The sequence below is a fragment of the Sphingobium wenxiniae genome, from assembly GCF_007830065.1.
In the GTDB taxonomy this organism is placed as follows: domain Bacteria; phylum Pseudomonadota; class Alphaproteobacteria; order Sphingomonadales; family Sphingomonadaceae; genus Sphingobium; species Sphingobium wenxiniae.
On sequence record NZ_VLKK01000005.1, the window covers coordinates 75,824 to 97,989 of the forward strand.

Genomic DNA, 22,166 nt, shown 5'->3' on the forward strand with positions numbered 1-22,166 from the left:
CCCCGCCCCTAGCAGCGCGCGGCGGAGGCGCAAGGCATGAGTGCGCGCCGCCGCCATCCGCTGCTGCTTCCCCTGTTGCTCCTGCTGCTTGTGCTGGCAGCCTGCGGCTCCGTCACTTTGGGCGCGGTGCCGATCGCGCCGTCGCGCCTGCTTGCCGTCATGACCGGCGGCGGGGATGACGTGGCCCGCGCCATCGTGATCGACCTGCGCCTGCCGCGCATGGCGCTGGGCCTGCTGGTGGGGGGAATGCTGGGCCTGTCGGGTGCGGTGTTGCAGGGCTATCTGCGCAATCCGCTGGCGGAACCTTCGGTGCTGGGGGCGTCCAACGCGGCGGCGCTGGGCGCGGTATGCGCGCTCTATTTCGGGTTGGCACAGATGCATGTGCTGGCATTGCCGCTGCTGGCCATCCTCGTCGCACTGATCGCCATAGGCGGCCTTTTCCTGCTCGCCGGGCCATCGGAAAGCCCGCTGACGCTGATCCTCGCGGGGATAGCCATCGCGACGCTGGCGGGGGCGGGGATCAGCCTGTCGCTGAACCTCTCGCCCAATCCCTTCGCCGCGATGGAGATCATGAGCTGGCTGATGGGAAGCCTTGAAAACCGCAGCTATGCGCATGTGTTGACGGCGCTGCCCTGCGTTCTGATCGGCGCGGCGCTGCTGATTGCGGACGGACGGACGCTGGACGCGCTGACGCTGGGCGAGGATGGGGCGCAGGCGCTGGGCATCGACCTTCGGCGCGCGCGACTGCGCCTGATGCTGGGCGTCGCCATCGGCGTGGGCGGAGCGGTGGCGGTGTCCGGCTCCATCGGGTTTGTCGGCCTGATCGTGCCGCATCTGATCCGCCCGCTGACGGACCGTTCCCCCTCGGCCATATTGGTGCCCTCGATGCTGGGCGGAGCGGCGTTGCTGACGTTCGCCGACATTGGCGTGCGGCTGATCCCGACGACCAATGAGCTGAAGCTGGGCGTGCTGACCTCCCTTCTGGGCGTGCCGGTCTTCCTTGTCCACCTGATGCGGGAGAGGCGGTTATGGTGACGATCCGCGCGCAGCATATCGTCGTGGAGCTTGGCCGCCATCCTGCCGTGCGCGGGGTCTCGCTGGACCTTTACCCCGGCCAGCTTGTCGGCATCATCGGTCCCAATGGCGCGGGCAAGTCCTCGCTGATCCGCGCGATGCTGGGCCTCGTGCCGCTCAGCGGCGGAGCGGTGTCGATCGACGGCAGCGACATTTCACGCCTCACCCGCCGCGACGTCGCCAGGCAGGTCGCCTATCTGCCGCAGGGGCAGACGCTGCACTGGCCGCTTTCGGTCGAGCGGCTGGTGGCGCTCGGCCGCCTGCCGCATCTGGGACCGCTTTCGCGCCTGACGGCGGCAGACGAGGCAATGGTCGACGCTGCGCTGACCCGCGCCGATGTGCTGCATTTGAAGGGACGGATCGCGACGGAACTCTCCGGCGGGGAGCGCGCCCGCGTCCTGCTCGCCCGCGCGCTGGCGGTAGGGGCACCCGCGCTGATCGCGGACGAGCCGCTCGCCGCGCTCGATCCGGGACATCAGATCGACGTGATGGACTTGCTGAGGGCGCAGGCCCGTTCCGCCGCGCTGGTCGCGACGGTCCTCCACGACCTGGGCATGGCGGCGCGTTATTGCGACCGGCTGATCCTGATGGACCGGGGCGAGGCGGTCGCGGACGGCCCGCCCGCGGCGGTGCTGACGCGCGCCAACCTTGCCCATGTCTACGGCATAGACGCCTGGATCGGCGAGGAGGCGGGGCGGCCTGTGATCCTGCCGCTCAGCCGCGTCTGATCGCTTCAGTCCGCGAAGCCGCGCGGCGCGGCGTCCACCACGGTGAAGGCGCCCGCACCCACTTCGGACACTTCCAGCGCCCGTTCCGCCACGCCGTCGCGGTTGAAGCGGAACGCGCCGTCGATCCCCGCGAACCCGCTCGAATCGCGCAGCCGCGCGGCAGGGAAGGGCGCGCCCACCTTCCAGTCGCGCGAGATCCGCACCGTCAGCAGCACCGCGTCATAACCCAGCGCCGAAAGGCGGAAAGGCGCATTGCCGTACCGCGCGCGATATTTGCTCGCGAGCTGGCGATAAAGCCCGTCCGAAACGCTGGCGAACCACGCCCCGCGCAGCACCGGGCTGGACGACAGCGCATTGTCGGTGTTCCACAATTCCGTGCCCAGCAGCCGCGCATTGGCGCCGCCATTTTTCCGCACGACCGGTGCGATCTGCAACGCCACGCGCCCGCTGTCCGCGATCAGCAGCGCGTCATAGCTGGACGAAGCCTGCAATTTCTTGACCGCCGCCGTGATCGATCCGGCCGAACGGTCGAAGGTCTGGAGCGATACGACAGTGCCGCCAGCCTGCTCGACGGCCCGCAGCAGCGCCGTGCCCGCGCGCTCGCCATAGACGCCTTTGGGAACCAGCCCCGCGAAGTTCGACAGCCCCTTTTCCCGCGCGAAGCCGACGACGCGCTCGATGGACTGGTTGGGATTGTAACCCAATATGTAGACGCCCTTGCCCGCGACGCTCACATCGTTGGAAAAGCTGATGACCGGCACGCCCGCCCGCGCGGCGATCGGCCCCACGACCCGCGCGTCATCGGCCAGCAGCGGGCCAAGGATCAGGCGGTTGCCGTCCGCCAACGCCTTGTTGACCGCCGCCGCCGCGCCCAGATTCGTGTCATAGGTGGTGATGCGGACCTTGTCGGCCTTGGTATCCAGCAGCGCCAGCGTCGTCGCATTGGCGATGGACTGGCCCACCCCCGCATTGGTCCCGCTCATCGGCACCAGCAGGGCGACGCGATGCCGCTCCGTATCGGTCGGCAGACCCTGCGTCACGTCCGGCCCCGTGGGTTTCGGACCGGTGGGCGACGGGCCTTCCCCCTTGGGCACGATCGACTGACAGGCGGCGACCAGCAAAGCGCTGACCGCAAAGAGAATGCGCGCGCCGCGCTTCGTGGCGGTCCATATGTCCGCTTGCCGGGGGGCATCCGTCTCTGTCATCTGGGGTCCTTATGGAAACTCAACTTGAACCCGGTCTTTATATCGTCGCCGGTCCCATCGGCAACCTTGGAGACCTGACGCCGCGCGCTGCGGAGATATTGCGCCGCGCCGATGTGATCGCCGTGGAAGATACACGGGTCAGCGCGCGTTTGCTGCGCCATGCGGGGTCGGATCGCCCGATGCTGCCCTATCACGACCACAGCGCGGAGGGCGTGCGCGCCCGCCTGGTCGAGCGGATGGCGAGCGAATCGGTGGCGCTGCTGTCGGATGCGGGGACGCCGCTCATCTCCGATCCCGGATATAAGCTGGTGCGCGATGCGCGCGCGGCGGGGCGGCGGATCACGACGCTGCCCGGTCCCAGCGCGGCCATCGCGGCGCTCACCCTGTCGGGCCTGCCGACCGACCGTTTCCTGTTCATGGGCTTCCTCCCCGCCAAGGCGAAGGCGCGGGCCGACACTCTGGCCGAAGTCGCCGCCTTGCGCGCCACGCTCATTTTCTACGAAAGCGGCCCGCGCCTCTCCGACAGCCTCGCCGCCATGGCGGAGGGGCTGGGCGACCGCGAAGCCGCCGTCAGCCGCGAAATCAGCAAGACGTTCGAGGAAACCGCGACCGGCACCCTCACGGACCTTTCCGCCCGCTACGCCGACGCGCCGCCCAAGGGCGAGATCGTCGTCATCGTCGGCCCGCCCGGCGAAGTCCCGCCCGCCAGCGCGGAGGATGCCGACGCCGCCCTGCTGGAAGCGATGGAGCGGCTCCCCGTCTCCAAGGCAGCGGGGGAAGTAGCGAAGAAATTCGGCCTCGACCGCCGCGGCCTTTACGCCCGCGCCATGGAACTCAAGGCGTGAGGAAACAGGCGGCGGAAAAGCGCGGGCGGCAGGCCGAACGCATCGCGGCCTGGTGGCTGCGCCTCAAGGGCTGGCAGATTCTCGCCCGCCGCGCGCGGACTCCCGCTGGCGAAGTCGACCTTGTCGCAAGGCGCGGCGGCATGATCGCCTTTGTGGAGGTGAAGGCCCGCGCCACCGCCGCCGATCTCGACCTCGCCATAGACGAACGCCGCCTCTCCCGCGTCGCGGCGGCGGCGGAAATCCTGTTCCATGACCTTGCAAAGCCCGGAGACGACATGCGAATCGACGTGATGCTCCTTGCGCCGGGGCGTCCGCCGCGCCATCTGGCGAATGTCTGGCACGGGGGCTGACTGCGCTTCCCGACCGCGCGCAGAAAGAAGGACGATCATGACCCAGTTGAACCCGCTCACCGTCGCCGTGCAGATGGACCCGATGGAAGGGATCAATATCGCGGGGGATTCGACCTTCCACATCATGCTCGCCGCGCGCGAGAGGGGACACAGGCTCTATCACTATCTCGCCCCCGACCTCACCTATCGCGAAGGCCGCGTGCTGGCGAAGGCGCGGCCCGTGCGCGTGCAGAAGGTCGCGGGCGATCATTTCATCTTCGGCGAGCCGGAAGTGCTGGACCTTGGCCGCGACGTCGATGTCGTGCTGATGCGGCAAGACCCGCCCTTCGACCTCAGCTACATCACCGCCACCCATCTGCTGGAGCGGGTGCAGGCCGAAACGCTGGTGGTGAACGATCCCGCCGCCGTCCGCGACGCGCCCGAAAAGCTGTTCGTGCTGGATTATGCGCGTTTCATGCCGCCCACCATGATCACCCGCGATCTGGACGAGGTGAAAAGCTTCCTTGCCGAACATGGCGAAATTGTCGTGAAGCCGCTTTACGGCAATGCGGGCAACGCCGTCTTCCATGTGGGGCAGTCGGGCGCGAATCTGTCGGCGCTGGTGGAACTGTTCAAATCCTCATGGGTCGAACCCTTCATGGTTCAGGCTTTCATCCCCGGCGTGGCGAAGGGCGACAAGCGCATCGTGCTGGTCGACGGCGAAGTCGCCGGCGCGGTCAACCGCATCCCCGGCGCGGGCGAGATCCGCTCCAACCTTGCCGTGGGCGGGTCGGCAGCGAAGACGCAGCTTACCGAGAAGGAAGAGGAAATCTGCGCCGCGCTCGGCCCGGAATTGAAGCGCCGGGGATTGCTGTTCGTCGGCATCGACGTGATCGGCGGAGAGTGGCTGACGGAGATCAATGTAACCTCGCCCACCGGCATCGTGTCCATCGACGCCTTCAACGGCACGGACACCGGCGCCATGATCTGGGACGCGATCGACGCGCGCCTTGCCGCGCGGGTGGCGGCATGACGGAACGGCGCTTTAAGGCATGACCGATTTCGTCCTGCGCCTGATCGACGCGGGCGGCTATTGGGGCATTTTCCTGCTGATGGTGCTGGAAAATGTCTTTCCGCCTGTCCCCTCCGAACTCATCATGGGGATAGGCGGCATCCGCGTCGGGCAGGGGCGGATGGAGATGGAATGGCTGCTGCTCGCAGGCACGATCGGCACCACGGTCGGCAATTATTTCTGGTATCTGGTCGGCCATATCCTTGGCTTCGGCAGGCTGAAACCGCTGGTGGATCGTTATGGCCGCTGGGCCACGCTGGAATGGAAGGATGTGGAGGCGCTGGACCGCCTGTTCGGCAAATATGGGCAGATCGTCGTCTTCGTCTTCCGCTTCATGCCCGCCTTCCGCACGATGATCTCCCTGCCCGCGGGGCTGTTCCGCATGGGGCATGTGCGCTTTCTGCTTTGGACAACGGGCGGCGCGTTCATCTGGAACGTCGTCCTTGCCTATGCCGGTTTCCTGCTGGGGCAGAATTTCCGCGACATCGACAAATATGTCGGCCCCGTCGCCACGGCCTGCGTGATCGGCGCGGTGGTGATCTACCTCTGGCGGCTGGCCACCTGGAAGCCGCGCGCCTGAATCAGAGGCTGAATCAGGCGCGGGGATGGGCGTTGCGATAGACGTCCAGCAGATGCGCCGCGTCCACCTGCGTATAGACCTGCGTGGAGGACAGGCTGGCATGGCCCAGCAATTCCTGCAACGACCGCAAGTCCGCGCCGCGTCCCAGCAGATGGGTGGCGAAACTGTGCCGCAGCGCATGGGGCGTCGTCCGTTCCGACAGGCCCAGCCGTCCCCGCGCGCCCTGCACCGCGCGCCGGATGAGGGCCGGGGAGAGCGGCCCGCCCCGCGCGCCCCGGAACAGCGGCGCTTGTCGCTCCATCGCATGGGGGCAAAGCGCGACATAATGCTCTATCGCCTGCCGCACCTGCGGCAGCAGCGGCACCACTCGCGTCTTGTTCCGCTTGCCCGTGACGCGCAGCGTATCGCCCAGGGGCAGCACATCGCCGCTCAGTCCCACCGCCTCCCCGATGCGAAGCCCCGCGCCGTAAAGCAGCATCAGCACCGCCCAGTCCCGCGCGCCGATCCATCCGTCGCGCGCCGTTTCGGCTATATCGTCCGCCAGCGCCACGACCTCGTCCGGGGAGATCGGCCGGGGCAGCCCGCGCTTCACCCTTGGTCCCTTGAGCGCCGGCACGCGGCCCTCCTCGCCGCCCGCGAATTTCAGGAATCCCCGCACCGCCGACAATTCCCGCGCGGCGGACAGGTTGCCGATCCCGTCCATCCGCCGCGCCGTCAGGAAAGCGCGCACATCCGCCTGCTCCAGCCGCGCCAGCATCGCTTGCGTCACCGCTTCGCCGCGATGCGCCTCCAGGAAGGCGATCAGCCGCTCCGCCGTCGCCACATAGGCGAGCACCGTATGCACCGAGCGCCGCCGGTCGAGCGCCAGATGACGCCGCCAATTCTCGACGAGGGCTGCGGATGCGGTCATCCCGCGACATTAGGGCAACGCGCCGCCAAACGGAATCCCCTGAGCAGCGCCCTTGAAAAAGTCCTCGAAATGGGCACATGGGACATATGAACGCCCCCTTCGATCCGGCCGACCTGCCGACCGGCATCCTCATGTCGCTGTCCCCGCTAGTGGGGCGCGTGCTGGCTCCGAATCCTTCGCCCTTCACCTATACGGGGACGCAGTCCTATGTCGTGGGCGGCCGCGACGTGGCGGTGATCGATCCCGGCCCGGACGATGCCGACCATATCGCGGCGGTCGTCGCAGCCATCGCGGGCCGCCCGGTCCGCGCGATCCTGTGCACCCACACCCATCGCGACCACAGCCCGGCGGCGGCACCGCTGGCGGCGGTTGTCGGCGCGCCGGTCATCGGCTGCGCGCCGCTCACCATGGAGGATGACGGTCCCCGCGCCGACGCCGCGTTCGACGCCTCCTACCGCCCCGACCGCGTGCTGGCCGATGGCGAGCAGGTGTCGGGCGAAGGCTGGACGCTTGAAGCCGTCGCCACGCCCGGCCACACGTCCAACCATCTCTGCTTCGCCCTGCTGGAGGAGAACGCCCTTTTCACCGGCGATCATGTCATGGGCTGGTCCACGAGCGTCATTTCCCCGCCCGATGGGGACATGACCGACTATATGCGCTCGATGCAGCGGCTGCTGGACCGGGACGATGCGGTCTACTACCCCGCCCATGGCGAACCGGTGGCCCACCCCCAGCGGCTTGTGCGCGGGATGATGGGCCATCGCAAGCAGCGCGAGGGGCAGATACTCCGTTTCCTCGAACGCAAGGGCGCGTCGCCCATCCCCGACATGGTGGCGGAAATGTACAAGGGCGTGGACCCGCGCCTGCATGGCGCGGCGGGACGCTCGGTCCTTGCGCACCTCATCGATCTGGACCAGCGCGGCATGGCCGCTCCGCTGGATGACGGCCGATGGCGGCTTTGCTGAAACGCTATGGCGCGCCGCTGGGCGCGGCGTTGCTGTTGCTGATTGTCGGCGCTGTGATGCTGGCGGGGTGGCAGCGTTATAATCGCGATTATGTCGTGACGGTGGAGGAGGACGGGTCCGCCGTCACGCAGCTCGTCGCCCAGCGCTTCGCGGGCGCGAGCAGCCTCAAGGTGTCCGAACTCTCCGGCACGATCCAGAGCACGGCGCGCGATGTGCGCGGCTTCGGCTGGCTGAAATCCGATCAGGTCGTGAAGATGCCTTTCTCGGTCGATTATTTCATAGATGTGAGTCACATCGGTCCCGACGACCTGGAATGGAACGAAAGGACCCGCACGCTTATCGTCAACGCCCCGGACGTGAAGCCCGCGCGTCCCAATGTCGATGAAGCCGCCCGCACGCTGGTCCGCACCAACGGCATGTTCGTCACGCGCAAGGCGGCGGAGGAACTGAGCCGCCGCACCTCCGCCCACGCGCAGGGCCGCGCCGAAAAGGAAGCCCGCTCGCCCGAACGCATGGCGCAGGCCCGCGATTATGGCCGCGCCGCTCTGGGCAAGCTGCTGGGTGCGCCCATGGGCGCGATGGGATATGGCGACGCCCGGGTGATCGTGACTTTCCCGCCGGAAAGACGCGGTGCGAACAAGGAACAATGGGACGTTACCACGCCCATCAACGAGGTGCTGGCAAACAGGCCACAGGCTCGCTAGGGCCGTGACAAGGGTATTCGAGGAGTTTTGAGGACATGAACGCGATCACCGGAATCCCGCAGGGCGTGGATCTGCGCGCGGAAATCGACCGGCTGCGCAAGGAACGCAACGCCGTCATCCTCGGCCATTATTACCAGAAGCCGGAAATCCAGGACCTGTCCGATTTCGTCGGCGATTCCCTGGAGCTGTCGCGCCGCGCGGCGGAAACCGACGCCGACGTCATCGCGTTCTGCGGCGTGCGCTTCATGGCGGAAACGGCCAAGATCCTCAGCCCTGAAAAGATCGTCGTCCTGCCCGACATGGACGCGGGCTGTTCACTGGAAGATTCCTGCCCGCCCGCCCAGTTCAAGGCGTTCCGCGAAGCCCATCCCGACCATATCGCCTTGAGCTACATCAACTGTTCGGCGGAGGTGAAGGCGCTGTCGGACATCATCGTCACGTCTTCCTCGGCGGAGAAAATCCTTGCCCAGATTCCAAAGGACCAGAAGATCATTTTCGGTCCCGACAAGCATCTGGGCGGCTATCTGAAGCGCAAGCTGGGCCGCGACATGCTGCTGTGGCCGGGCGTGTGCATCGTGCATGAAGCCTTCAGCGAAACCGAACTTCAGAAGCTCAAGCTCCAGCACCCCGGCGCGCCTGTCGCCGCGCATCCCGAATGCCCCGGCCATATCGTCGATCTCGCCGACTATGTGGGGTCGACCAGCGGCATTCTCGACTATGCCAAATCGATGGATGGGGACACGCTGATCGTCGCCACCGAACCGCACATCATCCATCAGATGCAAAAGGCGATGCCGCACAAGACCTTCATCGGCGCGCCCGGAGCGGACGGCAACTGCAATTGCAACATCTGCCCCTATATGGCGCTCAATACGCTGGAAAAGCTGTATCTTGCCCTGCGCGACCTGCAACCGCGCATCGAAATGGACGAGGAACTGCGCCTGGGCGCCAAAAGGAGCCTCGACCGGATGCTCGAAATGGCGAGCGGCACGGTGGGGCAGGGCGATCTGGGCAGGCGCTAGGCGGTTCGGCGGGGACGCGCGATGTTCGGCCTTCCCGACAGCGAGGTGGGGATCGCCTTCTATGTCCTCGAATGGGCGATCCGCATCGGCGCGCTGCTCGCCATTCCCTTCCGCCGTTCGCCCGCCGCGACGCGGGCCTGGCTGCTGCTGATCTTCTTTCTGCCGGTGCCGGGATTGCTGCTGTTCTGGGCGATCGGTTCCCCGCGCTTTCCCGAATGGCGGCGGGAGCGGTTCCGCGAGCTGGACGGCTGGTTCCACATCCTGGGTTCCCGCCTTGCCGCCCATGCGCCGCCGCCGGACCCGGACCGGGACGCCATCGTCGCGCTCACCGGCGCGCTCGGCAAGATGCCCGCGACGACCGGCAACGCCGTCGATCTGATCGCGGATTATGACGCGGCGATAGACCGGCTGGTCGCCGACATAGACGGCGCGCGCAGCCATGTCCGCATCCTCGTCTACATCCTCGCCAACGATCCTGTCGGACAGCGCGTTGCCGATGCGCTCGGCCGTGCCGTCATCCGGGGCGTGGACGTGCAGGTGATGTTCGATCCCGTCGGATCGCGCCCATGGCGGCGCGGCACGCTGGCCATGCTGGAGGCGGCGAACGTCCCCCATCGCGAGGCTTTGCCCTTCCGCTGGCTGCGCGGACGCACGCGCCGCGACATGCGGAACCATCGCAAGCTGTTCGTCATAGACGGCGCAATCGGCCATGTCGGATCGCAGAACATCGTCGCGAAGGACTTCAAGCCCGGCATCGTCAACCGCGAACTCGTCGCCCGCGTCACCGGCCCCGTGGTGGCGGAGATGGAGGCGCTGATCCGCGCCGACTGGTATCTGGAAACGCATGAAGTGCCCTCCGCCCCCGTCGCTGTGCCGCCGCCTGCCGGAAAGGCCGTGGCGCAGCTTCTGCCCAGCGGCGCGGAATATCCGCTCGAGGGGTTCAAGACGCTGCTCGTCTGGCAACTGCATCAGGCGCGCAGCCACGCCATTATCGTTACCCCCTATTTCATCCCCGACGACGATCTGGTCGATGCGATGCGGACGGCGGCGCTGCGCGGTGTGCGGATCGACATCGTCGTGTCGGCGGCGGTGGACCAATGGCTCGTCCGCCTCGCCCAAAGCTCCTATTATGCGGAGCTGCTGGCGGCGGGCGTGCATATCCACGCCTATCGCCGCTATCTGCTCCATGCCAAGACGGTCAGCATCGACGGCGGCCTCGCCCTGATCGGGTCCAGCAATGTGGACCTGCGCTCCTTCCAGTTGAACGAGGAAGCGAGCCTGCTCCTGCTCGACCCGGTCTCGGTCGCCCAGGTGGAAGCGGTGCAGCGCGACTGGCTGGCCTACAGCGACGAGATCGACCGCACCGTATGGAGCGCGCGCCCCTTCCCCCGCAAGATCGCGGAGAATATCGCCCGCATGGTCGGATCGCTGCTTTAGCGATGCTCTACGCTGGCATCGGGCGGCGGGATCGCTTATCGCCTTGGCCCATGAAAAAGCTGCCCGCTATTCTTCGTTCGAGCGCCCTGCCGCTGGCTGTCGCCGCCCTTTCTCCCGCCGCCGCGCAGGACGATCCCTATCTCTGGCTGGAGGAGATCGAAGGCCCGAAGGCCATAGCGCAGGTTGAAAAATGGAACGCCGAAACGGAACGGCTGCTGCGCGCCGATCCGTCCTTCGAACAGGACCGCGCCCGCGCCAGGGCGATCCTCGACGATGAAAGCCAGATCGCGTTCCCCGATCGGATATTGGGCGACCGCGTCATGAACCTGTGGCGCGATGCGAAGAACCCGCGCGGTCTGTGGCGTTCCACCGACCTCGCATCCTATCTGGCGGGCAAGCCCGAATGGACCACCGTGATCGATGTGGACGCGCTGGGCAAGGCGGAGGGCAAAAGCTGGGTCTGGCACGAAGCCGACTGCCTCGCGCCCGATTACAAGCGCTGCCTCGTCTCGCTCAGCCCCGGCGGCACGGACGCCGATGTGGTGCGCGAATTCGACCTTTCGACGGGCAGCTTCGTGGACGGCGGCTTCACCCTGCCCGAAGCCAAGAGCGATGTCGCCTGGGCGGACAAGGACACGCTGCTGGTCGCGACCGACTATGGCGCGGGCACGCTCACCGCGTCGGGCTATCCCCGCATCGTCAAGCGCTGGAGGCGCGGCACGCCGCTTGCCTCCGCGACGCCGGTGATGGAGGGCGCGGCCGGCGACATGATCGTTGCGCCGCGCGTCGAGCAGGACGGCGACAGGCGCTGGGCCTTCATCAACCGCGCGCTCACCTTCTACACCGCCGAATTGTGGCTGGAGGGGGAGGGCGGCCGCCTCGTCAGGACGCCGATGCCGCAAACCGCCGAGCTTCGCACGGTGATCGGCGGACGGATGATCGTCTATCTGAACGACCCGATGGGCGACATTCCCGCCGGATCGCTGATCGCCTGGCCGCTCGCCGATGTGGCGGCGGGGAAGGCGGGCGCGCCGGAAATCGTGCTCGAACCCGCCGCGCGCGCCGTGGTCGAGGATGTCCGCGCCACCGATCATATCCTCTGGGTCAAGCAGCTTGAGGATGTGTCCGGCGCGCTCCTCGCGCTCACCCGCGACGCCGCGACGGGCCGGTGGACCCGCCGCGCCGTGCCTCTCGCCGACAAGGCGACGGTGCATCTGGTCGGCGCGGCGGACCGCCAGGACATTGTCTTCGCCTCGGTCGAAGGGATGCTGACCCCGCCCAGCCTGGTGGCCGCAGGTCCCGATGGCGCGGCCCGCACCGTCCAGCAACTCGGCGCCCGCTTCGACGCCAGCCGGTTCACCGTCGAACAGCGCTTCGCCACGTCGAAGGACGGCACGCATATCCCCTATTTCCTCGCCCGCAAGAAGGGCGTGACCGGCCCGGTCCCGGCGTTGATCCACGCTTATGGCGGCTTCCGCGCGGCGCAGACGCCGACCTATCTCACCACCGAACCTTATCGCGCCGGGCCGCTTGGCCTGTTCTGGGTGGAGGACGGCAATGCCTATGTCCTCGCCAACATCCGGGGCGGCGGCGAATATGGCCCCGCATGGCACGCGGCGGCTTTGCGCGAAAAACGGCAGAACGCCTTAGACGACCTCGCCGCCGTGGCCGAAGACCTCATAACAACCGGCGTCGGCGTAAAGGGCCGCATCGCCATTTCCGGCCGTTCCAACGGCGGCGTTCTGGTCGGCGCGGCGATGACGCAGCGCCCCGACCTCTATGGCGCGGTGATCGCAGGCTCGCCACTGGAGGACATGAAGCGCTATTCCCACCTCTTGGCGGGCGCGTCCTGGGTCGCGGAATATGGCGATCCCGACAAGCCGGGGGACTGGGCCTTCATGCAGACATGGTCGCCCTATCAGAATGTGCGCGAGGGCGTGAAATATCCGCCCGCCTTCTTCTATCTCTCGACCAGGGACGACCGCGTCCATCCCGGCCACGCGCGCAAGATGGCGGCGAAGCTGAAGGACTATGGCAACAGCGTCTACTATCACGAATATCGCGAAGGCGGCCATTCGGTCGGCGCGGACCATGCGGAGGACGCCGTGCGCGCCGCCCTGCTCCATGCCTTCCTGAAGCGCGAGATCGGCGGGGAAAAGAAATGAGCGGAATTTTCGACCTTCCAGGCTTCGCCCTCGACGCCTTCGTCCGCGCCACGCTGGCCGAAGACCTGGGCCCCGACGCCCGCGACGTGACGAGCGAAGCGGTGATCCCCGCCGACGCGATCTTTGAAGGGATGATGGACAGCCGCGACGCGGTGACGCTGGCCGGGCTTCCCATCGCCGCCGCCTTCTTCCGCCATCTCGACCCGGATGTGGAGATCGAATTTTTGGCGCGGGATGGCGACCGGGTGCCCGCCGGGACCGACATCATGCGGATGAAGGGCAAGGCGCGCGCCATGCTGACGGCGGAGCGGTCCGCGCTCAACACCGTTCAGCACCTGACCGGCATAGCCACCATGACCCGCGCCTATGTGGACAGGATCATGGGCACGGGCGCGGCCCTGCTCGACACGCGCAAGACCATCCCGGGCCTGCGCGTGCTGGAGAAATATGCGACTCGCATGGGCGGCGCGACCAATCACCGCATGGGCCTATGGGATGCGGCGATGATAAAGGACAATCATGTCGCCGTCGCCGGATCGGTGGAGGAAGCCGTGCGCCGCGCCGCCGCCGCGGGCATCGAACGGATCATCGTGGAGGTCGACCGCGTCGACCAGATCGAACCCGCGCTCGCCGCCGGGGCGACGCATCTGCTGCTCGACAATATGGATGCGCCGACCCTGCGCGGCGCGGTGACTCTGGTGGGCGGCCGCGTGCCGACCGAAGCGTCGGGCGGCGTCACGCTCGACACCATCCGGGCGAAGGCGGAAACGGGCGTCACCTATATCAGCGTCGGCCGCCTGACCCAATCGGCCCCGGCGGCGGACATCGGCCTCGACTTCGCCTATGCTTAGAGGCGCGCTGGCGCTGCTTGCGCTCACCATGCCATGTGCGGCATCGGCGCAGGCCGTCCAGTGCAGTCTGCCCGCGCAAATGCCGCGTCCGCGCCCGGTGCAGCCGGATGCGGGCCAGCTTGGCCGCATCGTGCCGATCGGCGGCTATACGCTCGCCTTGTCCTGGTCGCCGCAATATTGCTCCACCGCGCGGGGCGGCGACAGCGCTTTCCAGTGCAATGGCCGCAACGGCCGTTTCGGCTTCGTGCTGCATGGCTTGTGGCCGGACGGAGCGGGCGGATCATGGCCGCAATTTTGCCGCAAGGCCGATCTGCTGCCGCGCGAAGTCATCCGGCAGAATCTGTGCATGACGCCTTCGGCCCAGCTTCTTCAGCATGAATGGGCCAAACATGGCACCTGCATGGCGAGCAGGCCGGAGCTTTATTTCGATCTCGCCCGCGCCTTCTACCAGACCATGCGCTTTCCCGACATGGCGGCGCTGGCGCGGCGCGACCGTTTGACCGTGGGGCAGTTCACCGACGCCTTCGTCCGCGCGAACCGCCGTCTGCGGCCCGACATGATCCGGGTCGGGACGACACGCGGCAACTGGCTGTCGGAACTGTGGATCTGCATGGACAAGGCCCTGGAATTCGCCCGCTGCCCCGCCGGCAAGGACGGCGCGAAAAGCAGCGCCTATCTCCGGATAGAGCCGGGTCCGGCCATGCCCCGGCCCCGACCCGCGCCAGTCACGCCCGCGCGCGGGCCCGGCCTCATCCTCGATCTCGATCCCCATGCCCAAGTGCCGAAGGAGGGCGGCGGCTGACCTATGCGTCGATAACGACCGTCGAAGGATGATGCCGGTCCAGATGCCGCCGCACGATGCGCAGATTCTTCGTGTTCGATTTGTAGAGGAAGTCGAACACATCGCCGGCAAAGGGGATCGCGCCGATCAGCGTGTCGACGCCGACATTGGCCGCCATGCGCGTCAACTGCCATTTGGACATGCCCAGGTTGCGCGCTTCCCAGACGATCCACGCGCCCATGGCGGCGGTCGCGAAATCGCCGACCACCGGGATCAGGCCCACCAGGCTGTCCAGCCCGACACGGCGGTTTGTCCCCGGCAGGACGAACAATCCTTCCAATAGGGCTTCCATCGCCTCGATCCGGCGGCGGACCGAAGCGGGATCGCGGCCAAAGCCGGGCATGTCGCGCGCGATGCGGTCGAACTGATCCTGCGGAATGGCCATCGATTATCCTCCTGCCGCCCTAATTGGTGGCGCGGAACAGATGATTCAACGGGTGGCGCGCGCGGGGGGATGGCATGAAGCCGCTCAGCCGCCGCGCGGCCAGCGCCCAGCGGACCGGCGTGCCCAGCGGAATATAGCCGTCATGCGCCTGCGTCAGCGCCACCGCCTGCGCGATCCGGGCGGCGCGTTCTTCAGCCGTCGCGGCAAGGCTGGCCGATTGCAGCATGTCTCCGGCTTCCCGGCTGCAATGCACGCCCCGCGCGCAGCCGACCCGGCCCAGATACCAGAGCGCGCTGTCATAGGCGGCCACTTCGTCGATCAGCCGCAGGTCGGCGTCCTGCTTCACCGCGACCCTGTGCGCTGAAAGGCCGATGGCGCGCAGGCCCTGGGCCACCAACGCGAACAGCATCGTCGATCCCGGCCCGTCGGGCAGGGCGATGCGCAGCGGCGGGGGCGGTTCCTGCCTCTCCGCGCGCCAGCGGCCGACCGCCGCCCGGCCCCGCGCCCGCCGCTCCTCGATCGGAAGCGCGGACCAGTCGGGCGCAGGGGCGGGGGCGGGCAATTCGAACTGCGCGGGCAGCAACTGCTCGCTCGTCGCCCAGCCCCCCAGCGGGAACATGGCGGGCAACTGGCTCCGGTCGATGCTCATATTGATGGCGCGGCGGATATCGCCGTCGTCCAGCAAGGCGCCCTTGCCCGTTATGGCGAGTCCCAGCAGGCCCTGCACCGGATCGACGCGCACCGCGTCCCGATCCACGCCGGACGGCACCAGCAGCGGCAGGTCGGCATAACGCCCGCCCAGCACCAGGTCCGCCGCGCCCTCCCGAAAGCGCACGATCGCCAGCGCCGCCCGCTCGGCCCGCACAATCCGGTTCTGCCAGGCGGGCAGCGCGCCCGCGGCTTCCTCGGCCTCTTCCGTCTTGTCCACCGGCTTCAGATACAGCGCCTTGCCCCGTTTCTCGCTGCGATAGGGTCCGGTGCCGCCGGCGCTCGACAGGATCGCCATCTGCGGCTGCGCGAGCATCTGCAACACGAAGGGGCGAGCGGCGGTCAGGCGAATCTCCACGACTTCGCCCGTCATCGGCACCACCGCGTCCACCGCATCGAGCGGCCCGTCCGGGTCGAGCCGCCGCAAGCTGTCGATGCGCGCGGACAGGAGCCGCGCGACATCCCCCGCCGTCACCCGTTCGCCATTGGGCCAGAAGGCGCGGCGAAGGCGGAAGATATAGCTTCTGCCGTCATCCTGCACGATCCATCGCTGGGCGAGGGCAGGCAGGATTTCTCCCCCCGCGTCAAAGGCCACCAGCCCCTGCGCGGTCGCCTCCAGGATCAGCTTCGCGCCCGGATCGGGCAATCGCTCCAGCGGTTTCGCGAAATCGTCGCGAACGCCGACTACGCTCACCGCCACCGGCCCGCTGCTCCGGTCCGAACAGCCGGTCGCGAGGGCGCCCGCGCACAAAAGGCCAGCCGTCAGGGCGGACCGGACAAGACGGGGAAAGAACGGCACGAAACGCATGGGCGGATGAAGTGTAGCCTGCCCGCGCCCACGCGCAACCGGGATGGCGGAAGGAAATGCAAAAGCATTGCCGCCCGATGTCATAAAAGCGACATAAATTGTGCACGCAAATGAAACAGAAACTTCATATCCGCATCGCCACTCCATAAAGGAACGTAGATGAGCGGCAAGATTTCCCTTCGGATCGGCACGGCCCTGGCACTGGCAATGGCGCCCTGCCCGCTGGCGGCGCAGACCATCAGCGCGTCGGAGGCCGCGGAACTGCGCGCGCAGATCGCCGCTCTCAAGACGCAGGTCCAGCAACTCGAATCGCGTCTCGACGGCGTGGCGGCGGCGCGGCAGGAGCAGCCCGCACCCGACCAGACCGCCGGGCAACTGGCGCAGGCATCCGCCGCCGAAAAGCCGTCCTCCGAAACGGACATCGGCTGGAAGGGCAGTCCGGTCTTCACCAGGGGCGCGGCCAGCTTCAAGGCGAAGGGCCGCATCCAATATGATGCGGGCCTGGTGATGACGCCCGGCAGCGTGACCGACCGGGCGAAGGGCTATTCCAACGAACTGCGCCGCCTGCGCCTGGGCGGGGAGGGGCGGCTTGGCGGCGGTTTCGGGTACAAGCTGGAAGTCGAACTGTCCGACAACAGCATCGACACGGTCGACACCTATATCAGCTATGAGCACAAGAAATGGCTCATCATGCTGGGCAACCAGAATCAGTTTCAGTCGCTGGACGAACTGATCGGCGATACGACCGGAACGACGATGGAGCGCGCCGCCTTCACCGACGCCTTCGGTTTCGAACGGCGATTGGGCCTCTCCGCGCAATATCGCTCCGGCATCGTGCTGGCGCAGGCGGGAATCTTCTCCGACAGCATCGATTCCCTTGTCAACGATGCGGACGGTCCCGACGGCGGCGATGAAAATAACAGCTATGGCATCGACGGCCGCCTCGTGCTGGCGCCCAGATGGGGCGATATCCAGTGGCATTTCGGCCTGTCGGGCCATTGGCGCGACTTTCAGCGGCTATCGGAAAATCCACGGCGCTACCGTCAGCGCCCCTATCTTCATACCGTCAACAGCCGATTCCTGAGCAGCGGGGATATTCCGGCGACCGGCGAGAGCCATTATGGCATCGAACTGGCGGGCACGCGCGGACCGCTCTGGTGGGCGGGGGAAGCGCACTGGCTGACGGTCAAACGTCCCGCGCTCGGCGACCCGACTTTCTTCGGCGGCTATGGCGAGGTCGGCTATGTCCTGACCGGGGAAACCCGCGGCTACGGGAACGGGATATTCGGCGGCGTGAAGCCGGCAAATCCGGTCGGCAGCGGCGGGTTGGGCGCGTGGCAAGTGGGGCTGCGTTACGACTATCTCGACATGAACGACCGCGACATCGTCGGCGGAACGCAAAAGGCGTATATCGCGGCGCTGGTCTGGACGCCGATCGAATATCTGCGCTTCAACCTCAACTACGCGCATATCGCCTATACCGACGCCGCCATTCTCGCGGGCAGCCGTTCCAACTATGGCGTCGACGTGCTGGGCTGGCGCGCGGAACTGGATTTCTAGGGCGGATCGACATTCAGGCATCATCCCGAGCCGGCTGCTCTGATCGATTCACGCGGAGACGCGGAGAACAAGGTGCGCGAAAGGCGGCTTCTTGCGTTTCCGGCCGTGATGGGAAGGAATGCGCATCATTGCCTTCCCGGACACTCCGCGCCTCCGCGTGGAAAATGGTTCGATCACAGGAATGTGGACAGGATCGCCTATCGTTTGCTGAGTGTCGACTGGTCCAAGATATGGGGATTATCCAGCTTGCAACTATCGTCGTGCGATGGTTGGTTTCGGCCAGAAGCAGTCATGCTCTGATATATAATCGTTCGTCCTGAGTAGCCTCTTCGACTTCGCTCAGCCCCTACTCAGGGCGAACGGAGAATGGAGGAGAGCAGACGTCCCCAATCCATCCCCGGCGGGAATTCAACGAAGCCCTTATCCGCCAGCCGAAAGCCGCAAGGATGTCGGGAAAGCGCAACACACCCTCGACTCGAAGGGCATCGGGCGATTAAGGCGGCCAGCGATGACCAGCCTGCCCGATCCCGCCATGCCCCTGAACGCAGAGGAAGCCGCCCGCGCCTTCGCCTTGCTGTTCGACGCCGATCTCCCCGAAGCGGAGATCGCCGCCTTCCTGATCGCCATGGCCGAACGCGGCGAAACCGCGACGGAGATCGCCGCCGCCGCCCGCGCCATGCGCGCCCGCATGATCCCCATCGAAGCGCCCGCGGGCGCCATAGACGTGTGCGGCACGGGCGGCGACGGGCACCACACGCTCAACGTCTCCACCGCCGTCAGCCTGGTCGTCGCGGCGGCGGGCGTGCCGGTCGCCAAGCACGGCAACCGCGCCGCCTCGTCCAAGGCGGGCGCCGCCGACACGCTCGAAGCGCTCGGCCTCGACCTGGACCGGATCGCCGAAAGCGCGCAAGCCACCCTCGCCGACCTCGGCATCTGCTTCCTCTTCGCGCAGAAGCATCATCCGGCGCTCAAGCGGCTCGGTCCCATCCGCAAGTCCATCGGCCGCCGCACCATCTTCAACCTGATGGGTCCGCTCGCCAATCCGGCCAATGTCCGCCGCCAGCTCGTCGGCATCGCGCGGCCCGCCTATGTCCCCATCTATGCCCAGGCGCTGGCCCAGATCGGCGTCGACCGCGCCATGATCGTCTCGGGCGACGAAGGGCTGGACGAACTCTCGCTCGCCGGGGGCAACGATGTGGCCGAAGTCACCGGCAACGGCATCGTCGCCATGCGCCGCCTCTCCGCCGCCGACGCCGGCTTGCCCGCCCATCCGGTCGACGCCATTCGCGGCGGATCGCCGGAGCACAACGCCGCCGCCCTGCGCGCCTTGCTACAGGGCGAGCCGGGGCCTTATCGCGACGCGGTGCTCCTGAACGCCGCAGCCGCCCTTGTCGTCGCGGGAACCGCCGCCGATGTGAGGGAAGGCGTCGAGGAAGCCGCTGAAACCATCGACCGGGGCCTTGCCAACGCGCTCCTCCATTGCTGGATAGCCTATAGATGACCAACAAGCTGATCGAGATTTGCGAGACAAAGCGTCAGGAAGTCGCCGCCCGCAAGGCCGCGATGACCGTATCCACGCTCCATGCCCGCGCCGCCGAACAGACCCCGCCGCGCGGCTTCCGCAAGGCGCTGGACGACGCTGCCCGTTCCGGCTTCGGCCTGATCGCGGAGATCAAGAAGGCCAGTCCCTCCAAGGGCCTGATCCGCGCCGATTTCGATCCCCCCGCCCATGCCCAGGCTTATGCGGCGGGCGGCGCGGCCTGCCTTTCGGTCCTGACCGACCAGCCCTATTTCCAGGGGCATGAGGATTTCCTGATGGCGGCGCGTTCGGCCTGCGCCCTGCCCGTCTTGCGCAAGGATTTCCTCGTCGATCCGTGGCAGGTTCTGGAAAGCCGCTCCATCGGCGCGGACGCCATCCTCATCATCGTCGCCGCGCTGGAAGACGGCCAGATGGCGGAGATCGAGGACGCGGCGCTCGGTCTCGGCATGGACGCCCTGATCGAAGTCCATGACGCCCATGAACTCGAACGCGCGATGAATCTACGCTCCCGCCTCATCGGCGTCAACAATCGCGACCTGCGCGATTTCTCGGTCGACTTCGCCCGGACTTACGAGCTGGTGGACAAGGCCCCTCAAGATTGCACCTTCGTCGCGGAAAGCGGCCTGGGCAATCACGCGGACCTCACCGCCATGGCCGAACATGGCGTGCGCTGCTTCCTCGTCGGGGAATCGCTGATGCGCCAGGCCGATGTGGAAACGGCGACCCACAATCTGCTGTTCGGCGAATGACCGGCGGCCTCACCCATCTGGACGAGGACGGCTCCGCCCGCATGGTCGACGTGTCGGGCAAGGCCGTCACCGTCCGCGAAGCCGTCGCCGCCGGCCGCATCGCCATGAGCCGCGAAGCCGCCGCCGCGATCGCCGCCGGTCAGGTGAAGAAGGGCGACGTGCTCGCCGTCGCCCGCGTCGCCGGGATCATGGCGGCCAAGCGGACCTCCGATCTCATCCCGCTCTGCCACCCCCTGCCGCTCAGTTCCGTGGCGGTCGACCTCGCCCTCGATGAGGAAGGCGTCACCGTCACCGTCACTGCCCGCACCGCCGGCCAGACCGGCGTGGAGATGGAAGCGCTGACCGGAGCCTCGGCCGCCCTGCTCACCATCTACGACATGGCAAAGGCGCTGGACAAGGCGATGGTCATCGGCAATGTCCGCCTGCTCGCCAAGACGGGCGGCAAGTCCGGCGATTGGCGCGCGTCGTGAGCCTCCTTCCCGTATCGGAAGCGCAGGCGCGGCTGCTCGCCCTCGCCCAGCCGCTCCCGGTGGAGGAAGCCCCCGTCACATCCTGCGCCGGACGCTGGCTTGCCCTGGACATCGCCGCCCGCCGCGACCAGCCCTGGGCCGATCTTTCCGCCATGGACGGCTATGCGGTGCGCGCCGCCGAGTGGCCCGGTCCCTGGCGCGTGAGCGGGGCCAGCACCGCGGGCGGCGCCATCCCCGCCCCGCTCAGCGCAGGCGAAGCCTGCCGCATCTTCACCGGCGCGCCCCTGCCAACCGGGGCCGACGCCGTGCTCATTCAGGAAAACGCCGCCCTGACGGACGGCCAGCTAAGCGGCCTCGACAAGCCCCTGACACCGGGATTGCATGTGCGCGCCATGGCATCGGATTTCCGCTCCAGCGAAACCCTTCTCGCCGCCGGCGCGCAGCTCAGCGCCGCCCGGATCGCGCTGGCCGTGCTCGCCGGCCACGGCGCGCTGCCCGTCAGGAAGCGTCCCACCGTCGCGATCCTTTCGACCGGCAACGAACTGGTGCCGCCCGGCGCACCTGCCCCGCCCGGCACGCTTCCCTCGTCCAACGCGCCGATGCTGGCCGCGCTCCTCCGGACCGTGCCTTGCGAGATCGTCGACCTCGGTATCGTCGCAGACGATCTGGATGCCCTGATCCAGGCTTTCGCCAGGGCGGGCCAGGCCGACATCATCCTATCGACCGGCGGCGCGTCGGTGGGCGACCATGATCTCGTCCGCCCCGCCTTCACCGGCGCGGGCGGTTCGCTCGATTTCTGGAAGATCAGGATGCGCCCCGGCAAGCCGCTGATGGCCGGGAAGCTGGGAGCGTCGATCTTCCTCGGCCTGCCGGGCAATCCCGTTTCCGCCTTCGTGACGGCGATGCTGTTCCTGCTGCCCCTGGTCCGCCATATGGGCGGAGCGGCTTCCCCGCTCCCCCTCCGCCTCAACGCCCGGCTTGCGGCGCCGCTGCCGGCAACGGGGGCAAGAGACGACTTTCTGCGCGCCTATCGCGCGGAAGAAGGCATCGTGTCGGTGACATCGCAGGACAGTGCGGCGACCGCCGCCATGGCGCTGGCGGATTGCCTGATATGGCGCCCTGCTTCATCCGATGCGGCCCGTGCGGGCGACGCGGTGACGATTCTTCCTTTCCCTCAATAGAAAAGGGGCCGGATCGCGGCCCCTTTTCCGTGCAGTG

General features: G+C 67.4%; 22 protein-coding genes. 18 read left to right on the forward strand and 4 right to left on the reverse strand.

Translation table 11 applies throughout. The features are described 5' to 3' along the window. The first annotated feature begins 36 nt into the window (after window positions 1-36). Together IQ35_RS08425 and IQ35_RS08430 are read left to right on the forward strand one after the other, a co-directional pair. Window positions 37-1,035: a FecCD family ABC transporter permease gene (locus IQ35_RS08425; protein WP_145072644.1), complete on the forward strand. Its 999-nt coding sequence runs from the start codon at window positions 37-39 to the stop codon at window positions 1,033-1,035. After that, the gene (locus tag IQ35_RS08430) at window positions 1,029-1,802 is read left to right on the forward strand and encodes an ABC transporter ATP-binding protein (RefSeq protein ID WP_145072646.1); all 774 of its coding nucleotides are present in this window, start codon (window positions 1,029-1,031) and stop codon (window positions 1,800-1,802) included. The genes IQ35_RS08425 and IQ35_RS08430 overlap by 7 nt, the downstream gene beginning before the upstream one ends. Window positions 1,803-1,807: 5 nt before the next feature. Here IQ35_RS08430 and IQ35_RS08435 read toward each other — a convergent pair whose 3' ends face one another. Continuing rightward, window positions 1,808-3,007 (reverse strand): penicillin-binding protein activator, encoded by a 1,200-nt coding sequence (locus IQ35_RS08435; RefSeq protein ID WP_021244290.1) that lies wholly within the window; start codon window positions 3,005-3,007, stop codon window positions 1,808-1,810. An 11-nt stretch (window positions 3,008-3,018) separates the two neighbouring features. On the opposite strand from IQ35_RS08435, the gene rsmI reads away from it, so the two are divergent. From rsmI to IQ35_RS08455, 4 genes are read left to right on the forward strand one after another with little or no spacing between them, the layout of a single operon-like run. Then, complete coding sequence (gene rsmI / locus IQ35_RS08440; RefSeq protein ID WP_145072648.1) at window positions 3,019-3,852, forward strand: 16S rRNA (cytidine(1402)-2'-O)-methyltransferase; 834 nt, start codon at window positions 3,019-3,021, stop codon at window positions 3,850-3,852. Further along, window positions 3,849-4,202 (forward strand): YraN family protein, encoded by a 354-nt coding sequence (locus tag IQ35_RS08445; protein ID WP_021244292.1) that lies wholly within the window; start codon window positions 3,849-3,851, stop codon window positions 4,200-4,202. The genes rsmI and IQ35_RS08445 overlap by 4 nt, the downstream gene beginning before the upstream one ends. A gap of 37 nt (window positions 4,203-4,239) precedes the next feature. Continuing rightward, window positions 4,240-5,214, forward strand: coding sequence for a glutathione synthase (gene gshB / locus IQ35_RS08450; RefSeq protein WP_062067900.1), 975 nt, complete (start codon window positions 4,240-4,242; stop codon window positions 5,212-5,214). Between the two features lie 19 nt (window positions 5,215-5,233). Continuing rightward, window positions 5,234-5,833 (forward strand): DedA family protein, encoded by a 600-nt coding sequence (locus IQ35_RS08455; RefSeq protein WP_031290797.1) that lies wholly within the window; start codon window positions 5,234-5,236, stop codon window positions 5,831-5,833. A 13-nt stretch (window positions 5,834-5,846) separates the two neighbouring features. Here IQ35_RS08455 and IQ35_RS08460 read toward each other — a convergent pair whose 3' ends face one another. After that, complete coding sequence (locus IQ35_RS08460) at window positions 5,847-6,743, reverse strand: tyrosine recombinase XerC (protein WP_145072650.1); 897 nt, start codon at window positions 6,741-6,743, stop codon at window positions 5,847-5,849. Window positions 6,744-6,829: 86 nt separating this feature from the next. On the opposite strand from IQ35_RS08460, the gene IQ35_RS08465 reads away from it, so the two are divergent. Genes IQ35_RS08465 through IQ35_RS08495 form a run of 7 tightly spaced genes read left to right on the forward strand, consistent with a single transcriptional unit; the run spans window position 6,830 to window position 14,689 of the window. Beyond that, the gene (locus IQ35_RS08465; RefSeq protein WP_031290798.1) at window positions 6,830-7,708 is read left to right on the forward strand and encodes an MBL fold metallo-hydrolase; all 879 of its coding nucleotides are present in this window, start codon (window positions 6,830-6,832) and stop codon (window positions 7,706-7,708) included. Beyond that, window positions 7,693-8,412: a DUF4230 domain-containing protein gene (locus tag IQ35_RS08470; RefSeq protein WP_145072652.1), complete on the forward strand. Its 720-nt coding sequence runs from the start codon at window positions 7,693-7,695 to the stop codon at window positions 8,410-8,412. Before IQ35_RS08465 ends, IQ35_RS08470 begins: the two co-directional genes overlap by 16 nt. Window positions 8,413-8,447: 35 nt before the next feature. Continuing rightward, window positions 8,448-9,434, forward strand: a complete 987-nt coding sequence (gene nadA, locus IQ35_RS08475) for a quinolinate synthase NadA (RefSeq protein WP_021244298.1) — start codon at window positions 8,448-8,450, stop codon at window positions 9,432-9,434. Between the two features lie 21 nt (window positions 9,435-9,455). Then, window positions 9,456-10,871, forward strand: a complete 1,416-nt coding sequence (locus IQ35_RS08480) for a phospholipase D-like domain-containing protein (protein ID WP_145072654.1) — start codon at window positions 9,456-9,458, stop codon at window positions 10,869-10,871. A 50-nt stretch (window positions 10,872-10,921) separates the two neighbouring features. Next, window positions 10,922-13,036 carry a prolyl oligopeptidase family serine peptidase gene (locus tag IQ35_RS08485; RefSeq protein WP_145072656.1) on the forward strand — a complete coding sequence of 705 codons (2,115 nt, stop codon included), beginning with the start codon at window positions 10,922-10,924 and terminating at the stop codon, window positions 13,034-13,036. Continuing rightward, window positions 13,033-13,887, forward strand: coding sequence for a carboxylating nicotinate-nucleotide diphosphorylase (gene nadC, locus IQ35_RS08490; RefSeq protein ID WP_145072658.1), 855 nt, complete (start codon window positions 13,033-13,035; stop codon window positions 13,885-13,887). The genes IQ35_RS08485 and nadC overlap by 4 nt, the downstream gene beginning before the upstream one ends. Continuing rightward, window positions 13,880-14,689 carry a ribonuclease T2 family protein gene (locus tag IQ35_RS08495; RefSeq protein ID WP_145072660.1) on the forward strand — a complete coding sequence of 270 codons (810 nt, stop codon included), beginning with the start codon at window positions 13,880-13,882 and terminating at the stop codon, window positions 14,687-14,689. Before nadC ends, IQ35_RS08495 begins: the two co-directional genes overlap by 8 nt. Before the next feature lies 1 nt (window position 14,690). Here IQ35_RS08495 and IQ35_RS08500 read toward each other — a convergent pair whose 3' ends face one another. Then, window positions 14,691-15,113, reverse strand: a complete 423-nt coding sequence (locus tag IQ35_RS08500) for a DUF4112 domain-containing protein (RefSeq protein ID WP_145072662.1) — start codon at window positions 15,111-15,113, stop codon at window positions 14,691-14,693. Window positions 15,114-15,132: 19 nt separating this feature from the next. After that, entirely contained in the window at window positions 15,133-16,629 is a 1,497-nt protein-coding gene (locus tag IQ35_RS08505; protein ID WP_145072664.1) for an ABC transporter substrate-binding protein, read from the reverse strand. A 159-nt stretch (window positions 16,630-16,788) separates the two neighbouring features. Here IQ35_RS08505 and IQ35_RS08510 point away from each other — a divergent pair, with 159 nt between their 5' ends. The 5 genes from IQ35_RS08510 (at window position 16,789) to IQ35_RS08530 (ending at window position 22,129) form a co-directional block, all read left to right on the forward strand. Further along, complete coding sequence (locus tag IQ35_RS08510) at window positions 16,789-18,189, forward strand: OprO/OprP family phosphate-selective porin (protein ID WP_242003308.1); 1,401 nt, start codon at window positions 16,789-16,791, stop codon at window positions 18,187-18,189. Window positions 18,190-18,697: 508 nt separating this feature from the next. Beyond that, window positions 18,698-19,690 (forward strand): anthranilate phosphoribosyltransferase, encoded by a 993-nt coding sequence (gene trpD / locus IQ35_RS08515; protein WP_145072666.1) that lies wholly within the window; start codon window positions 18,698-18,700, stop codon window positions 19,688-19,690. Further along, entirely contained in the window at window positions 19,687-20,478 is a 792-nt protein-coding gene (gene trpC / locus IQ35_RS08520; protein ID WP_145072668.1) for an indole-3-glycerol phosphate synthase TrpC, read from the forward strand. Before trpD ends, trpC begins: the two co-directional genes overlap by 4 nt. Then, entirely contained in the window at window positions 20,475-20,948 is a 474-nt protein-coding gene (gene moaC / locus IQ35_RS08525) for a cyclic pyranopterin monophosphate synthase MoaC (RefSeq protein ID WP_145072670.1), read from the forward strand. Before trpC ends, moaC begins: the two co-directional genes overlap by 4 nt. After that, window positions 20,945-22,129 carry a molybdopterin molybdotransferase MoeA gene (locus IQ35_RS08530; RefSeq protein ID WP_145072672.1) on the forward strand — a complete coding sequence of 395 codons (1,185 nt, stop codon included), beginning with the start codon at window positions 20,945-20,947 and terminating at the stop codon, window positions 22,127-22,129. Before moaC ends, IQ35_RS08530 begins: the two co-directional genes overlap by 4 nt. Window positions 22,130-22,166 lie beyond the last annotated feature (37 nt).

Coding starts and splice junctions, on each gene's coding strand:
- IQ35_RS08425 (WP_145072644.1), top strand. CDS start 37: ATGAGTGCGCGCCGCCGCCATCCGCTGCTGCTTCCCCTGTTGCTCCTG.
- IQ35_RS08430 (WP_145072646.1), top strand. CDS start 1,029: ATGGTGACGATCCGCGCGCAGCATATCGTCGTGGAGCTTGGCCGCCAT.
- IQ35_RS08435 (WP_021244290.1), bottom strand. CDS start 3,007: ATGACAGAGACGGATGCCCCCCGGCAAGCGGACATATGGACCGCCACG.
- rsmI (WP_145072648.1), top strand. CDS start 3,019: ATGGAAACTCAACTTGAACCCGGTCTTTATATCGTCGCCGGTCCCATC.
- gshB (WP_062067900.1), top strand. CDS start 4,240: ATGACCCAGTTGAACCCGCTCACCGTCGCCGTGCAGATGGACCCGATG.
- IQ35_RS08455 (WP_031290797.1), top strand. CDS start 5,234: ATGACCGATTTCGTCCTGCGCCTGATCGACGCGGGCGGCTATTGGGGC.
- IQ35_RS08460 (WP_145072650.1), bottom strand. CDS start 6,743: ATGACCGCATCCGCAGCCCTCGTCGAGAATTGGCGGCGTCATCTGGCG.
- IQ35_RS08465 (WP_031290798.1), top strand. CDS start 6,830: ATGAACGCCCCCTTCGATCCGGCCGACCTGCCGACCGGCATCCTCATG.
- IQ35_RS08470 (WP_145072652.1), top strand. CDS start 7,693: ATGGCGGCTTTGCTGAAACGCTATGGCGCGCCGCTGGGCGCGGCGTTG.
- nadA (WP_021244298.1), top strand. CDS start 8,448: ATGAACGCGATCACCGGAATCCCGCAGGGCGTGGATCTGCGCGCGGAA.
- IQ35_RS08480 (WP_145072654.1), top strand. CDS start 9,456: ATGTTCGGCCTTCCCGACAGCGAGGTGGGGATCGCCTTCTATGTCCTC.
- IQ35_RS08485 (WP_145072656.1), top strand. CDS start 10,922: ATGAAAAAGCTGCCCGCTATTCTTCGTTCGAGCGCCCTGCCGCTGGCT.
- nadC (WP_145072658.1), top strand. CDS start 13,033: ATGAGCGGAATTTTCGACCTTCCAGGCTTCGCCCTCGACGCCTTCGTC.
- IQ35_RS08495 (WP_145072660.1), top strand. CDS start 13,880: ATGCTTAGAGGCGCGCTGGCGCTGCTTGCGCTCACCATGCCATGTGCG.
- IQ35_RS08500 (WP_145072662.1), bottom strand. CDS start 15,113: ATGGCCATTCCGCAGGATCAGTTCGACCGCATCGCGCGCGACATGCCC.
- IQ35_RS08505 (WP_145072664.1), bottom strand. CDS start 16,629: ATGCGTTTCGTGCCGTTCTTTCCCCGTCTTGTCCGGTCCGCCCTGACG.
- IQ35_RS08510 (WP_242003308.1), top strand. CDS start 16,789: ATGAGCGGCAAGATTTCCCTTCGGATCGGCACGGCCCTGGCACTGGCA.
- trpD (WP_145072666.1), top strand. CDS start 18,698: ATGACCAGCCTGCCCGATCCCGCCATGCCCCTGAACGCAGAGGAAGCC.
- trpC (WP_145072668.1), top strand. CDS start 19,687: ATGACCAACAAGCTGATCGAGATTTGCGAGACAAAGCGTCAGGAAGTC.
- moaC (WP_145072670.1), top strand. CDS start 20,475: ATGACCGGCGGCCTCACCCATCTGGACGAGGACGGCTCCGCCCGCATG.